This is a genomic window from Martinezella sp. CNPSo 3732, from assembly GCF_057784515.1.
Genome location: NZ_JBXSOO010000003.1, coordinates 236,190 through 251,601 on the forward strand (window position 1 = coordinate 236,190; position 15,412 = coordinate 251,601).

The 15,412-nt window shown below is 59.6% G+C and carries 13 protein-coding genes; 9 read left to right on the forward strand and 4 right to left on the reverse strand.

Going from position 1 to position 15,412, the window contains the following annotated elements:
• Positions 1 to 85: 85 nt before the first annotated feature.
• The 5 genes from AC13RM_RS09795 (at position 86) to AC13RM_RS09815 (ending at position 5,405) form a co-directional block, all read left to right on the forward strand.
• A complete protein-coding gene (locus AC13RM_RS09795) occupies positions 86 to 1,333 on the forward strand; it encodes a BtaA family protein (protein WP_374815061.1) in 1,248 nt (415 codons plus the stop codon).
• Positions 1,330 to 2,004, forward strand: a complete 675-nt coding sequence (locus tag AC13RM_RS09800) for a class I SAM-dependent methyltransferase (protein ID WP_374815063.1) — start codon at positions 1,330 to 1,332, stop codon at positions 2,002 to 2,004. Before AC13RM_RS09795 ends, AC13RM_RS09800 begins: the two co-directional genes overlap by 4 nt.
• Positions 2,005 to 2,218: 214 nt before the next feature.
• Positions 2,219 to 3,010: a glycoside hydrolase family 25 protein gene (locus AC13RM_RS09805; RefSeq protein WP_113230490.1), complete on the forward strand. Its 792-nt coding sequence runs from the start codon at positions 2,219 to 2,221 to the stop codon at positions 3,008 to 3,010.
• 133 nt (positions 3,011 to 3,143) lie between these two features.
• Positions 3,144 to 4,334: a lytic murein transglycosylase gene (locus tag AC13RM_RS09810; protein ID WP_374815617.1), complete on the forward strand. Its 1,191-nt coding sequence runs from the start codon at positions 3,144 to 3,146 to the stop codon at positions 4,332 to 4,334.
• Between the two features lie 144 nt (positions 4,335 to 4,478).
• Entirely contained in the window at positions 4,479 to 5,405 is a 927-nt protein-coding gene (locus AC13RM_RS09815; protein WP_374815066.1) for a DMT family transporter, read from the forward strand.
• A gap of 413 nt (positions 5,406 to 5,818) precedes the next feature.
• Here the strand turns inward: AC13RM_RS09815 and metF are convergent, their stop codons facing one another.
• The 4 genes from metF to AC13RM_RS09835 all read right to left on the reverse strand — a co-directional run bounded on the left by metF (position 5,819) and on the right by AC13RM_RS09835 (position 10,460).
• Positions 5,819 to 6,721, reverse strand: coding sequence for a methylenetetrahydrofolate reductase [NAD(P)H] (metF, locus tag AC13RM_RS09820; RefSeq protein ID WP_113230487.1), 903 nt, complete (start codon positions 6,719 to 6,721; stop codon positions 5,819 to 5,821).
• A 1-nt stretch (position 6,722) separates the two neighbouring features.
• Positions 6,723 to 7,748 (reverse strand): metalloregulator ArsR/SmtB family transcription factor, encoded by a 1,026-nt coding sequence (locus tag AC13RM_RS09825; RefSeq protein ID WP_113230486.1) that lies wholly within the window; start codon positions 7,746 to 7,748, stop codon positions 6,723 to 6,725.
• Between the two features lie 190 nt (positions 7,749 to 7,938).
• Positions 7,939 to 9,588, reverse strand: coding sequence for an energy-dependent translational throttle protein EttA (gene ettA / locus AC13RM_RS09830; RefSeq protein ID WP_113230485.1), 1,650 nt, complete (start codon positions 9,586 to 9,588; stop codon positions 7,939 to 7,941).
• Between the two features lie 125 nt (positions 9,589 to 9,713).
• Complete coding sequence (locus AC13RM_RS09835) at positions 9,714 to 10,460, reverse strand: ribonuclease T2 family protein (protein ID WP_374815074.1); 747 nt, start codon at positions 10,458 to 10,460, stop codon at positions 9,714 to 9,716.
• A 164-nt stretch (positions 10,461 to 10,624) separates the two neighbouring features.
• Here AC13RM_RS09835 and AC13RM_RS09840 point away from each other — a divergent pair, with 164 nt between their 5' ends.
• From AC13RM_RS09840 to AC13RM_RS09855, 4 genes are read left to right on the forward strand one after another with little or no spacing between them, the layout of a single operon-like run.
• Complete coding sequence (locus AC13RM_RS09840; RefSeq protein WP_374815076.1) at positions 10,625 to 11,557, forward strand: alpha/beta hydrolase; 933 nt, start codon at positions 10,625 to 10,627, stop codon at positions 11,555 to 11,557.
• A gap of 19 nt (positions 11,558 to 11,576) precedes the next feature.
• Positions 11,577 to 12,536, forward strand: a complete 960-nt coding sequence (locus AC13RM_RS09845) for a DMT family transporter (RefSeq protein WP_374815078.1) — start codon at positions 11,577 to 11,579, stop codon at positions 12,534 to 12,536.
• Positions 12,537 to 12,554: 18 nt separating this feature from the next.
• Positions 12,555 to 13,757 carry a succinate--glutarate CoA-transferase gene (gene caiB, locus AC13RM_RS09850; protein ID WP_374815080.1) on the forward strand — a complete coding sequence of 401 codons (1,203 nt, stop codon included), beginning with the start codon at positions 12,555 to 12,557 and terminating at the stop codon, positions 13,755 to 13,757.
• Positions 13,754 to 15,412, forward strand: coding sequence for a thiamine pyrophosphate-binding protein (locus AC13RM_RS09855; RefSeq protein WP_374815082.1), 1,659 nt, complete (start codon positions 13,754 to 13,756; stop codon positions 15,410 to 15,412). Before caiB ends, AC13RM_RS09855 begins: the two co-directional genes overlap by 4 nt.

Genomic DNA, 15,412 nt, shown 5'->3' on the forward strand with positions numbered 1-15,412 from the left:
CGGATCTGCCAACAGCCCGCGTCATCAGACTGTAGCATTGCCGGGTTACACGCCCTGAACTTCACAAATCGGTGACAAGACTCAGATGACGGAATTCGCCCCGGATGCCGGTCTCCAAAAGAACCGGAAACTCAAGGACGCTCTGCTGCAGCACAAGGCATTGTCCAAAGCGGGTCTCTCCGAGCGCTTGTTCGGCATGTTGTTTTCCGGCCTTGTCTATCCGCAGATCTGGGAAGATCCGGATATCGATATGGAGGCGATGGAACTGCAGGCGCATCATCGCATCGTCACCATCGGTTCAGGCGGCTGCAACATGCTCGCCTACCTCTCGCAAAATCCGGCATCCATCGATGTCGTCGATCTCAATCGCCACCACATCGCACTGAACAAGCTGAAGCTCGCGGCCTTCCGCCTGCTTCCCGGTCATGCCGACCTGGTGCGCTTCTTCGGGACCCCCGACATTGCGGCCAATAGCCAGGCCTACGACCAGTTCATCGCGCCGCGCCTCGACACGGCAACGGCTGACTACTGGGATGGTCGCGATCTTTATGGCCGCCGCCGCATCACGGTCTTCAACCGCAACATCTACAAGACCGGCCTTCTCGGTCGGTTCATCGGCGCCGCCCATATACTGGCACGCCTGCACGGCGTTCGCCTCCAAAAGATGACTGAAGCCCGTACCATGCGCGAGCAGCGTCAGTTCTTCGAGGAGGAGATCGCTCCGATCTTCGACAAGCCGGCCGTCCGCTGGTTGCTCGGCCGCAAGAGTTCGCTTTTCGGTCTCGGCATCCCGCCTCAGCAATATGATGAGCTTGCAAGCCTGGCCGGTGACGATTCCATTTCCGCCGTGCTGAAACACCGCTTGGAAAAGCTTGCCTGTCATTTCCCCATGCGCGACAATTACTTTGCCTGGCAGGCATTCTCGCGCCGCTACGCTGCCCAGCACCAAGGCCCCCTGCCCACCTATCTCAAGCCGGAGCACTACGCAGCGATCCGCGCCAATGCCGATCGTGTGAGCGTCCATCACGCCAATTTCACCGAGCTTCTCGCTTCGAAGCCGGCGGCCTCGCGCGATCGTTATATTTTGCTCGATGCGCAGGACTGGATGACCGACGAGCAGCTCAATGGCCTCTGGGCCGAGATCACCCGCACGGCGCGCGAAGGCGCCCGCGTCATCTTCCGCACCGCCGCGGAAAAGAGCATCATCGAAGGCCGCCTCTCTCCAGCGATCCGCGACCAGTGGGTCTATTTCGAAGAGCGTTCGCAGGAGCTCAATGTTCGTGATCGCTCGGCCATCTATGGCGGCTTCCACATCTACGGGAAAAAAGCGTGAGCCAGGCGGATACAAGCATAGAAAGCGGCGCGAACAACCACGCCAAGCTGATGGACGGCATGTACCGTTATCAGCGTCATATCTATGACCTGACCCGCAAATATTACCTGTTCGGCCGCGATCGAACCATCGAACAACTGAATGTTCCGGTCGGCGGCTCGCTTCTGGAAGTGGGCTGCGGCACGGGCCGCAATATGCTGCTCGCCTATCGGCGCTTCCCTTCTGCCCGCCTTTATGGCCTCGATATCTCGCAGGAAATGCTGATCTCCGCCCGCAATAATTTCCGCAGCCTGAAACAGATGCCGGATTTTCGCGTCGCCGATGCCACGGCTTTCTCGCCCGACGATTTCGGCACCGAGAGCTTCGACCGTGTGATGATCTCCTACGCGCTGTCGATGATCCCCGACTGGAAAAATGCCATCGACGCGTCGCTCGATGCTGTCGCACCGGGCGGTGAGCTACACATCGTCGATTTCGGCCAGCAGGAAGGGTTGCCAGGCTGGTTCCGTGCCATGCTGAAGGGCTGGCTGAAGAAATTCCACGTCACGCCGCGCGCCGATCTTCTGACGGTGCTAGAAGAGAAAGCTGCAGCGCGAGGCATGTCGGTGAAAGCCGAAAGGATCGGCCGCGGCTATGCCTGGCGGGCCGTGGCGGCACGGCACGGCGCCTGAGTGCCGATGGATTCCAGCGCAAAATCCGGCTTCGGAAGGCGCCAAGCATAAGAATTTGCTTGAAGATAACGCATTTTTTACGTTGATATGGTGAATAAAGTGGCAAGACCATCTGGCAACGGTATGGTCTGCCGCTCTTTCGGATTCTCGGGGACCATATTACGGAAGCCAAATCTTGGGGCAGCAAGATCACTCGGGCCATAACAGGATATCTATGCGCCGGCTTCTGGCATGCCTACTGCCGCTCGCTCTTGCGTTGACTGGTTGCACAACGGGCTATGATGCCTTATCGACGGCGGCCCTTCCCAAGACCAGATTCGCCGATACAAAGCCCCAGGACTTCGGTCGCGATCATCCGCAGCGCCATCCCATCCATGGCATCGATATTTCCAAGTGGCAGGGCGATATCGATTGGAAAGCCGTCAAGGGTTCAGGTGTCGCCTTCGTCTTCATCAAGGCGACGGAGGGCAAGGACCGGATCGATCCGCGCTTCACCGAGTATTGGAATGAAGCGAGCGCTGCCGGGCTTCTGCATGCGCCCTATCATTTCTTCTATTTCTGCTCGACGGCCGACGAGCAGGCCGATTGGTTCATCCGCAACGTGCCGAAGGATGCCATGGCGCTTCCGCCCGTCGTCGACGTCGAATGGAACCCGGGCTCCCCGACCTGCAAGACCAGACCGGCTCCCGAAACGGTACGCAGCGAGATCAAACGCTTTATGGATCGCCTGCAGGCCTATTACGGCAAGCGCCCGATCATCTATACTTCGGTCGACTTCCATCGTGAAAATCTAGTCGGCTATTTCCAGGATTATCATTTCTGGGTCCGATCCGTTGCCAAGCACCCGAAAGAGACTTACGCCGGTCGCAACTGGGCCTTCTGGCAATATACGTCTACGGGTGTCATTCCGGGGATCAAAGGCCCGACGGACATCAATGTTTTCGGCGGTTCCGAGCAGAACTGGCAAAACTGGGTGGCTGCAGTAGAGAAGCAGGGAAATTCTTAATACTGAGCCCATTTCACTCTTGCTTATGTCACAATCTTCTGTGAAAGCGACCCTATTCTATCACTTGGAAGGATCGCTCATGGATCGTCACACCATTCGACGCGGCGCTCTTGCGTTGCTCCTCGCCTCAGCCATGACTGGTACGGCATTGGCTCAAAGCGCATCCCCGGCCGCAGTGCCGCCCGCAAGCAGCGACGCCACTCCGAAAGTAGCCTGCGGTGGCGATCTCACTGCATTCCTTGCCGGCGTAAAGGCTGAAGCGATTGCCGATGGTGCGGATGCAGCCTCTGCCGACAAGACACTCGCCGGCGCCCAGATTGACCAGAAGGTTCTCGCCATGGACCGCAGTCAGGGCGTCTTCCGACAGACCTTCCTCGAATTCTCCCAACGCACCGTCAGCCAGGGCCGTCTCGACATCGGCCGCCAGAAAATGAAGCAATATGCCGATGTCTTCGCCAAGGCCGAACAGGACTATGGCGTACCTCCGGGTGTCATCACCGCCTTCTGGGCGATGGAAACCGATTTCGGCGCCGTCCAGGGCAATTTCAACACCCGCAACGCGCTGGTCACCCTCTCGCACGATTGCCGCCGGCCGGACTTCTTCCGCCCGCGCCTGATCGCACTGATCGAACTCGTCCAGCGCGGCGATGTCGACCCGGCAACGACGACCGGCGCATGGGCCGGCGAAATCGGCCAGACGCAGATGCTGCCGCCCGACATCATCGCTTATGGCACCGATGGTGACGGCGATGGCCATGTCAACCTGAAGACCAGCGCACCTGACGTCATTCTGACGACCGCACGTTTCCTCCAGCATCTCGGCTTCCAGCGCGGCCAGCCCTGGCTGCAGGAGGTGACGGTTCCGGACAATCTTCCCTGGGAAAAATCCGGCATCGGCGGCCCGCTGACTGCGGGCGATTGGTTCAAACTCGGCGTCACGCCACGCGACGGCAACACGAGCTTCGGCTCCCTGCCCGCTGCTCTCATCCTGCCGCAGGGTCGAAAAGGACCTGCCTTTCTGACCTATCCGAACTACAATACCTATCTCGGCTGGAACCAGTCGTTCATCTACACGACCTCGGCCGCCTATTTCGCCACCCGATTTGCCGGCGCTCCGCCCTATAACAAGGGCAATCCCGAGCCAGGCCTGAACGATGTCGACATGAAGGCGCTTCAGACCAAGCTCGTGGCCCGCGGCTACGATGTCGGCAAGATTGATGGCATCCTCGGCTCCGGCACGCGTGTCGCCATCCAGAAGGAACAGTTCCGCCTGGGTATGCCGGCCGACGGCTGGGCAACGACGGCACTGCTCAACGCGCTCTGATTTCTCTCCTATATGTCGATCGAAAGGCGGCTCCATGCCGCCTTTTTTGCATCTGCTCTCCTTGGGCCCATGGGCAAAACAGCAAGAAACGGGTGGAGAGCCTGCACTCTTCCGGTTTAGATGCATCGAAAGAGGAGAGATGCCATGACTGGCGAACATCGAATGAGCGCCTCGACCTGGGGCCTGCTGCTGTTGCTCGGATTGATCTGGGGCGGCTCGTTCTTCTTCGCCCGTATCGCCGTTCATCATGTGCCGCCCTTTACGCTCGTCTTTCTGCGTCTGTCGCTGGCGGCCGTGGCATTGCATCTCTATCTGGCTGGTCGTCTCAATATCTATCAGTCCCTGCGCCGTCATTGGCCGCAATTTCTGCTGCTGGGCTTAATCAACAATGCGATACCGCACACGCTGATCTTCTGCGGCCAGACGCAGATGGGTGCCGGGCTCGCATCCATCTTGAACGCGACGACGCCGATGTGGACCGTGTTGATCGGCAATCAGCTCACCACCGACGAACGCTTGACATCAGCCAAGCTAGTCGGCTGCCTCACCGGCCTCCTCGGAACGATCGTGTTGCTCGGACCGAGCATTACCAGCAGCGGCTCGGTACCCTTCTGGGCGCTCTCATTGCCGATCTTGGCGGCAATCTCCTACGGATTCGCGGCAATTTATGCCAAACGCTTCAAGGGCATCGCGCCGCCGGTTGTGGCAGCGGGCCAGTTGACAGGCTCCTCACTCCTCATGCTGCCGGTCGCGCTGGTGATCGACCAACCTTGGACGCTTGTCGCCCCGCCGGTGACGGCAATTGCCGCCATTCTCGGCCTGGCGCTGCTGTCGACCGCTTTTGCCTACATCCTCTATTTTCGCATCATCGAGCTCGCCGGCGCCACCAACACCTCCCTCGTCACTCTGCTGGTGCCGCCGAGCGCGCTATTGCTCGGCTTCCTCTTTCTCGGCGAGCGGATGGGGCCTACCGAAATCGCCGGCATGCTGCTCATCGCCGCAGGTCTGCTCGTTCTCGATGGACGGCTTTTCATGTGGATGAAACACGGGGCCAGAACGCGGGAAACATGATCTCCTGCTCCATTCGGATGGTCCCCAGTCACAACATATTAATATTTATTCACAGCCCGTCATCGAGTTAGAAATCGACATTTATAAAGCAATATCAAAGCACTGCTGCGAATTTGTGAATCATGTTGCGAACTCGATACCGCGTCGCAGCATCGAATGTTCTTTCCAAACAACACATTTTCGACATAAAATTTAGCGCTGACTGAGGAGGAAGACATGGGATTAACGCGATCCATCAACGTCCTAGTGGTCGGTGCGGCCTTCGCTTTCGTCGTGACGATGCTCTTCATCTGACGGCTTCGGCGAAATTCGCAAGCGACCAAACTCCGAAAAGCTAACAAAACCTCTGTTTCATTAGAAAGGCGCATGCCCCCGCCGGACATGCGCTTTTTCATTAGCGTGTGCGACACGCTTTAGGCGGCGGCGCCGGCCCGTGCATTCACCTTACGCTCGAGGCCCAGCCGTTCAAGCACGGCGGAAACCAGTGCCGAACGGTTCATCGTATAGAGATGAAATTCGTGAATGCCGCGGCGCATCAGGTCCTGGATCTGCTCGGCGGCAACATCGGCGGCGACCTTGGCGCGCTCCTCCACATCCTCATCCAAACCATCGAAACGCTCGTCGAGCCAGCTCGGAATATTCGTGCCACAGGCGCCGGCGAAGCGCTTCAGTTGCGTCAGGTTCTGGATCGGCATAATGCCCGGCACCACGGGAATCTTGATGCCGGCGGCGCGAACGCGATCATGATAACGCTCGAAGGCATCATTATCGAAGAAGAACTGGGTCAGCGCCCGGTCGGCACCATTCTCCGCCTTGCGCTTCAGCATGTCGATATCGGCTGCCGTATCGCGGCTTTCGGGATGCTTTTCGGGATAGGCGGAAACGGAAATATCGAAATCGCCGCGCTCGCGCAAAGCCTGCACCAGTTCCGCGGCATTGGCATAACCGCCCGGATGCGGCTGATAGGCCGAGCCGACGCCACCCGGCGGATCGCCGCGGAGCGCGACGAAACGGCGAACGCCGGCAGCAAGGAACTCATCGATCACCCGATGCGTGTCCTCACGCGTTGCCCCGACGCAGGTCAGGTGCGACGCGGTCGTGAACGGCGTCTCATGGATCATTTTGCGCACGGCAGAAAGCGTCGGCGCCTTGGTCGAACCGCCTGCCCCATAGGTCACTGAAACGAACTCAGCGTCCCAATCACTGAGCTCCTCGACGGTGTTCCACAGCTGCTGCTCGGCCTCCTCCGACTTCGGCGGAAAGAATTCGAAGGAGATGCGGATACCGTCGCTATGGCTTTCTGATCTCGAAGACATGTCAAACTCTCCCGGCAAGAATGGGGGATGACTGATGGCCCTGGTCGGACGCAATCAGCAATCGTGGGTCGCGCGCCAGCCAGATGGTGACGGTCAGCGCCTGCCCGCCTTCCCTCCCCGAATGAAGATCCTGCACGCGCTCCACATCCAGCCCCGCCAGTTTCAGCCAATCCGAAATGATCTGATGCGAGAAGCCGAGGCGCAGATGCGCATGTTCGTCACGCAGATATTCCAGCCCGTGCGGCGCGAGGTCGATGATGACAAGGCGGCCGCCGGGCCGCAGCATTCGTGCGGCTTCATTGATGGCAACCTCCGGCTGATCAAGGAAATGCAGCACCTGGTGGATGGTAATGAGATCGAAATCCTGCTGCTCCAGCGGCAGGTTGAAGATATCGCCATGCCGCACCGAGGCAGCGGTGATATTGGCCCGGTCGAGATTGGCCCGGGCAACGGCCAGCATGTCACGGCTGGCATCGATGCCGACGGCGCGGCGATAGTGCCCAGCCAGAAGCTGCAGCATCCGGCCCGTGCCCGTACCGAGATCGAGGAAGGAGTCGATCGGCTGCGGACCGATAAGATCGATCAGCGCCTTGTCGACATCCTCATCCGCGACATGGAGACGTCGCAGCTCATCCCACTCCGCGGCATTCCGGCTGAAGTAGGCCTGAGCGCGCTCGGCGCGAACGCGCTTCACGGAGGAGAGACGTTCTCCGTCACGCAGCAGCACCGTATCCTTTTCGGCGGTATGGCGCAGTAGGCTGCGGGCCAGCGTCACCGCCTTGCCTTCCTGCTTCAGGCGGAAATAAGCCCAGGCGCCCTCCTGGTATCGATCGATCAGGCCGGCTTCGCCGAGCAGCTTGAGGTGCCGGGAAATGCGAGGCTGCGACTGACCGAGAATTTCGGTAAGATCGGTCACGGTGAGATCGCCTGCCGCCAGTAGCGCCAGAAGACGCAGCCGGGTCGGCTCGCCGACCGCCTTCAGCACGTCTACCACGTCATCCAAGCCGAGTTTAACCAGATCCGTCATTTCACACCCAATCAAGATATAAAGATATCTTTATGTGATTTGGCCTTTCATGGCAAGAGCCAATCGGCCAGCCATGGGAGTTCGACGTCGGAAATCTGTTAGTTTTCGGCGAAAACGAAACATCGCCGGCAGTTGCTACATAAACGAAAACCCCGGACAAGCCGGGGTTTTCAAAGAGCCAACCGAGAGCTTAGCGCGTCAGGCGCTTATGAGCCTGGCTGCCCGGATTGAGGGCATCGGGGCCGAGGCGGCGGATCTTGTCCTGCTCGTAATCCTCGAAATTGCCTTCGAACCATTCGACATGGCCTTCGCCTTCAAAGGCCAGGATGTGCGTGGCCAGACGGTCGAGGAACATGCGATCATGGCTGATGATGATGGCGCAACCGGCGAAGTTTTCGAGCGCGCTTTCCAGCGCCCCCAGCGTTTCCGTATCGAGGTCGTTGGTCGGTTCGTCGAGCAGAAGCACGTTGCCGCCAGCCTTCAGCATCTTGGCCAGGTGAACGCGGTTGCGCTGACCGCCAGAGAGATTGCCGACCTTCTGCTGCTGGTCGCCGCCCTTGAAGTTAAAGGCGCCGCAATAGGCGCGCGAATTCATGTCGAACTTGCCGAGCTTGATGACTTCGGCGCCGCCCGAGATTTCCTCCCATACCGTCTTATTGCCGTCAAGCGCGTCGCGGCTCTGGTCGACATAGCTGAGATGCACCGTCTCGCCGATGCGGACCGTGCCGGAATCCGGCTTTTCCTGCCCGGTGATCATCTTGAACAGCGTCGTCTTGCCGGCCCCGTTCGGGCCGATGATGCCAACGATGCCGCCGGGCGGCAGCTTGATCGACAGATCGTTGATCAGCGTGCGGCCTTCGAAACCCTTGGTGATGCCCTCCATCTCGATCACCACCTGGCCGAGACGCTCGCTGACCGGAATGATGATCTGCGCATCACCAGGACGCTGATTTTCGGCAGCATCGACCAGCTGTTCGTAAGCGTTGATACGCGCCTTGGACTTGGCCTGACGGGCTTTGGGGCTGGAGGCGATCCATTCCTGTTCGCGGCTGATCGCCTTCTGGCGGCCGGCTTCTTCGCGGGCTTCCTGCTGCATGCGCTTGGCCTTGGCCCGCAGATAGGCGGAATAGTTGCCTTCATAGGGAATGCCACGGCCGCGGTCGAGTTCCAGGATCCAGCCGGTAACGTTGTCGAGGAAGTAGCGGTCATGGGTGATCATCATCACGGCGCCCGGATAGTCGCGCAGATGTTTTTCCAGCCAGGCAATGGTCTCAGCATCGAGATGGTTGGTCGGTTCGTCGAGCAGCAGCAGGTCCGGCTGCGAGAGAAGCAGGCGGCACAGTGCGATACGGCGGCGCTCACCGCCTGAAAGGCTGGTGACTTCGGCATCGCGCGGCGGGCAGCACAAGGCTTCCATCGCCATCTCGACCTGGCTTTCCAGATCCCAGAGATTTTGGCTGTCGATGATGTCCTGGAGCTTGGCGCCCTCTTCCGCCGTCTCGTCGGAATAGTTCATCATCAATTCGTTGTAGCGATTGAGGATTTCGGTTTTCTTGGCAACGCCTTCCATGACGTTTTCGAAAACCGTCTTGTTGGGATCGAGCTGAGGCTCCTGCGCCAGGTAGCCGATGGTGGCGCCTTCGGCCAGCCAGGCTTCGCCGGTATATTCCTTGTCGAGGCCGGCCATGATGCGCAGCACGGTCGATTTACCTGCACCGTTCGGGCCGAGAATACCGATCTTGGCATCCGGGTAGAATGATAGATGGATATTCTCGAGAATCTTCTTGGCGCCATAGGACTTATTCAGACCGGCCATATGATAAATGAACTGACGTGCCATAGCTTGGGTTGCTCCACGGACGAATAGCGTTGCGATTTGTGCCGCTATGTAGGCGAAACCCCGCCCTCGGGCAACGGCGAAACCTTGTCCGAGGGCATTATCCGCGTCAGAAAGGCCGTATTTTCTCAGAAACCGGCCGCGTCCACGACACCCCGATCACAGCCGAAGGAGGTGCTGCCGGCCCCCTGGATCAGTTTGGCGAGCCGCGGCTCACTGCCCTGCTGGGGATCGATCGCATCTTCCGAGAGACCGATGGTCAGCTCCGAAATCATTCGGACATCTCCGACGCGCCGGCAGCTCATCTTGATGCGGGCATTGGCGCCCTCGCCGAAGCTCTGGTCAAAGGCTGCCTTGATGCTTTCGGCATCCAGCTCCTTGCCGATATTCTGCGCGAAGAGATCGCGCACGGCGGACGTATTGAGTTCGGCGATCAGGCCGGCAGCAATGGAGAAATATTGGTCGGCGCTAAGCTTCGTGCAGGTGCCGTGCTTGATCCATTCATGCCGCTCCAGGCCGGATTGAGTGCCTGGCATTGCCTTCTCCAGCTTCGCCTTGACGTCCTGGGACAGCTGCACGGCAGGCAGGTCCTTCCAGTCGCGGCCACGATCCGCCTGCTTCAGATCCTCGGAAACATCGCAATATTCCTGCCGCATCGGCCAGAGGCCATGCAGAGAAAAATTCGTGGCATCATGATTGTCCGACGACTGATTGCGGCATTCCGCCTTCTTCTGGTTCGTCTGACAAAATGCCGGCTCCCAGCTCGCCGCCAGGATAAAGCGCGTCCGCCCGCGGCTATGTTCCTGCGCAACGGCGCTGGACGCCGCCCCGACCGAAACGAGCACAACCATAAACACCCGAAGCCACTGCTTCATTCGTACCTCCAACTAGAACATTATAGGAACAAATAAGCAGTTTGATCGAGCGGGCGCAATCCTGAATCGCAGCGCTCGGAAAGATTTATTTCTGTGAGCTTTACCACCTATCCATTGCAATCGGGCGGATGATAACCTTTCGTCCAACTGGGGAGGAACGTATAATGTTCGCCGAGACGAAGCGCCTGAAAAGTCCTACAGGCGCAACCCTTGCTTATCATCATTTGCCGGCGGTAAGCGATGCTCGCGGCATCCTGCTGATATCGCACGGTCTCGCCGAGCATTCCCGCCGATACGAGGCCTTCGCGAGGGCGATGGCGGGCCGAGGCTTTCATGTCTATGCCCACGATCATCGCGGCCATGGTGAGACGACGGCCCCTGATGCCCCCATCGGCCGCTTTGCCCGGAGAAATGGTGTCGAGCAGGTGATCGCCGACGTGCTCGCCATGCGCGAGCTTGCCGCAACGACCTATCCGGGTCTGCCGATCATCCTGTTCGGGCATTCCATGGGCGGATTGATCAGCCTGAACACCGTGGTCACGCATCCGGACAAGTTCGATGCCGTCACGGTCTGGAATTCCAATTTCAACCCGGGCTTCGCGGGCCGTGCCGCGCAGCTCACCCTCAAAACGGAGCGCATGTTCAAGGGATCGGACGTCCCGAGCGGGCTACTGCCGAAACTGACCTTCGGCACCTGGGGCCAATCGATCGCCAACCGCCGCACCGATTTCGACTGGCTCTCGCGCATTCCGGAACAGGTGGACAAATATATCGCCGATCCGCTTTGCGGCTTCGATGCCTCCGTCTCGCTCTGGCTCGACCTATTCGAGTTGACCTTCCGGGCGCTGCAAAGAACTTATCTCGATCGTCTCCGACGCGACATGCCGATCCATCTCGTCGGCGGCGGCAAGGATCCGGCGACGAACAACGCGAAAGCGATTTCCTGGTTGGCAAACAATTTGAAAAGGACCGGTTTCTCTCGTATTACCATCGAGATCTATCCCGACATGCGGCACGAGACGCTCAACGAAATCGATGCCGAAGAAGCCATTTCCAACTTCGCCGACTGGTGCAAGAGGATAACGGCAAACAACTGATTCTCATGGGAATTCCACAATGAATACCTCCAGCGGCTCCTCGGCGCGATTGCCGCAATCGGAGCTGACCTTCGGTTTGGTGATGATGTTTCTCTCCGTCATCCTCTCGCCGATCATCGACATCTTCTCCAAGCTCGCCGCAGCCACCATTCCGCCGGGTGAAGTGACCGCCGCCCGTTTCATCTTCCAGGCTCTTTTTGCGCTGCCTATGATGGCGGTGCGCTGGAAATGGGGCGTGTGGACATGGCGGCGTAGCGGCGTCCATGCCATCCGTGCCGCCGTACTCACGCTCTCCATGGTGTCGTTCGTGACCACGCTGCAGGTGATGGAAGTGGCCGATGCCATCGCCATCTTCTTCGTCGAGCCGATGATGCTCACCATCTTGAGCAGCATCTTCCTGAAGGAAACCATCGGCTGGCGGCGCTATACGGCCTGCGCCGTCGGCTTTTTCGGCGCGATGCTGATTATCCAGCCGAGCTTTCAAGAAGTCGGCTTCATCGCCTTGCTTCCCGTCGTTACTGCGCTTTGCATCGCCGTCTATGTGATGATTACGCGCGTCGTCTCTCATAGCGAGGATGCCTCGTCAATGCAGTTCCAGACCGCCGTGTGGGGCATTGGCTTCAGCCTGATCCTGCTCGCCATCGGCCGGGCGACGGGGTCTGCAATTCTCGATCCGGTCATGCCGGATCTGACGGCCATGCTCTATCTGCTCGGCGTTGGCGCCACGGCGGCAGCGGCGGGCATCCTCACGGTATATGCCTACCGTGCTGTGCCGGCCTCGACGCTCGCGCCGCTGCAATATTTCGAGATCGTTTCCGCCACGATCTTCGGCTGGCTCGTCTTCGACAATTTCCCGGATGCGATCAAATGGCTCGGCATCCTCATCATCATGGGCTCCGGGCTCTACATCCTCTGGCGCGAGCGGCGCTTTGCTTCCAAGCCCGTATCCGATACATCTAAAACAGCATTCACGCCCTAAGCGGGAGAGCGGACAGACATGACAGAACAAAAGACCAAGAAACCTCCGCTGTCCGGTATTCGCGTCATCGAACTCGCCCGCGTGCTGGCCGGCCCCTGGGCCGGGCAGATGCTGGCCGATCTCGGCGCCGATGTCATCAAGGTGGAAAATCCCGACGGCGGCGACGACACCCGCCAATGGGGGCCTCCCTTCGTCGAAGGCAAGGATGGAGAAAATCTCTCTGCTGCCTATTATCACTCCGCCAATCGCGGCAAGCGCTCCATCACCGCCGATCTCAAGACCGAAGAAGGTCAAGAGCTGGTGCGCCGCCTCGTGAAGACAGCCGATGTGGTCATCGAGAACTTCAAGCTCGACGGCCTGGTCAAATACGGGCTGGACTATGAAAGCCTGAAGAATATCAATCCTCGCATCGTCTATTGCTCGATCACCGGCTTCGGGCAGACCGGCCCCTACGCCAGTCTCGCCGGCTATGACTATATCGTCCAGGGCATGTCCGGTTTCATGTCGATCACGGGCGAACCGGATGGTCAGCCTGTTAAGGCGGGCGTCGCGATCGCCGATATCTTCACCGGCATCTATGCCGTCTCGGCGATCGAGGCCGCCCTGATCCACGCCTTGAAATCAGGCGAAGGACAGCTCATCGACATGGCGCTGCTCGACGTGCAATCGGCCGTGCTTGCCAATCAGAACATGAATTATCTGATCTCGGGCAAGCCGCCCGTGCGGCTCGGCAATGCCCATCCCAATATCTCGCCCTATGAAGTCGTACCCACCGCCGACGGCTATCTCATTCTTGCGGTCGGCAACGACGGGCAGTTCCGGCGGCTCTGCACCATTCTCGGCATGGAAACCAATGCGGACGATGAGCGCTATGCGACCAACAAGGCTCGCGTCGCTCACCGCAACGAGGTACGGGCCTTCGTCTCGGCGGAGACGCTGAAGTGGAATAAGGCGGAGCTGCTTCACGCATGCGAAGCCAATGCCGTCCCGGCCGGCGCCATCAATACGATCGAGGATATGTTCGCCGACCCGCAGATTAAGGCGCGCGGCTTGAGGATCGATCTTGAAGACGGTGCCGGCACGATAATCCCGAGCGTACGCACGCCGATCATGCTGTCGGAGACACCATTGACCTATACGCGGCCGAGCCCGCGCCTTGGGGAGCATCAGGAGGAGGTTCTCGCCGAATTGGCGGAACTGGAGGGAAAGGCGAGGACATGAAACGAACGGGCGGCCAACTCATCGTCGAAGCTTTGAAGGCAAATGGCGTGCAGCGCATTTCCTGCGTGCCGGGCGAGAGTTTTCTCGCCGTGCTCGATGCCCTGCACGACAGCGATATCAAAATGCTCGTCTGCCGCCAGGAGGGTGGTGCGGCGATGATGGCGGATGCCTGGGGTCGATTGACCGGCGAACCCGGCATTTGCATGGTCACCCGCGGCCCCGGCGCCACAAACGCTTCTGCCGGCCTTCACATAGCCCGGCAGGATTCGATCCCGATGATCCTGTTCATCGGTCAGGTCCAGCGCGATGCCCGCGAACGCGAAGCCTTTCAGGAAGTGGAGTTTCGGAGAGCCTTTACCGAATTCGCCAAATGGGTCGGCGAAATCGACGATGCCGCCCGCATTCCGGAATTCGTCACCCGCGCCTTCGCTATGGCAACATCTGGTCGCCCCGGTCCCGTGGTGCTGACCCTCCCCGAAGACATGCTGCGCGATGAAGTCGAAGCGCCGCAAGCACTGCCCTACGTCCCAGTTGCTGCCCATCCGGGCCGCGGCCAGCTTGCAGAGCTTAACCAGCGTCTTGCGGCTGCGCAGCGGCCGATGGTCATTCTCGGCGGCACGCGCTGGAACGAAGAAGCGGTTGCCGGCATCAGGCAATTCGCAGAGCGTTTCAAACTGCCGGTCGGCTGCTCCTTCCGCCGGCAGATGCTGTTCGACCATTTGCATCCCAATTATGCCGGCGATGTCGGCATCGGTATCAACCCGGCGCTGGCAAAGGAAATCAAGGAGGCGGATCTGCTGATCCTTCTCGGCGGACGTCTTTCCGAAATGCCATCCTCCGGCTATACGCTGATCGATATTCCCTACCCGCGCCAGCAGCTCGTCCATGTCCATCCCGACCCTTCAGAGCTCGGACGCGTCTATCGACCGGATCTGGCCATCTGTGCCAGCCCGGCGGATTTCGTTGCGGCTCTCGCGGATTTGGAGCCGCTGCACGAAATGCCTTGGGCCGACCGAACCGAACCTATACACGCCGCCTATCTCGCCTGGTCAAAGACACCGGAAAAGAGCCCCGGCGCCGTCCATATGGGCCGCATCATGGATTGGATCGAAGCCAATACGGCCGATGATGCGATCTTCACCAACGGCGCCGGCAATTATGCCACCTGGCTTCACCGCTTCCATCGCTTCCGCCGTTTCAACACGCAAGCGGCTCCGACATCGGGCTCGATGGGATATGGCCTGCCGGCAGCGGTTGCCGCGAAACAGCTCTTTCCCGAGCGTGAAGTCATCTGCTTTGCCGGCGACGGCTGTTTCATGATGCATGGGCAGGAATTCGCGACTGCCGTCCAGTATGACCTGCCGCTGATCGCCCTGGTCATCAACAACGGCATGTACGGCACCATCCGCATGCATCAGGAGCGGGAATATCCCGGCCGCGTCAGCGCCACGGCACTCGACAATCCGGATTTCGCGGCCTTGGCACGCGCCTATGGCGGCCATGGCGAGACGGTGAAGGCAACGGAAGAATTTGGCCCGGCCTTCGAACGGGCGCGCGCTAGCGGCAAACCGGCCATCATCGAGATCGCGCTCGACCCGGAAGCGATCACGCCCTCGCGCACACTGACAGAAATCGCCCAAACAAAAGGCCGGTGA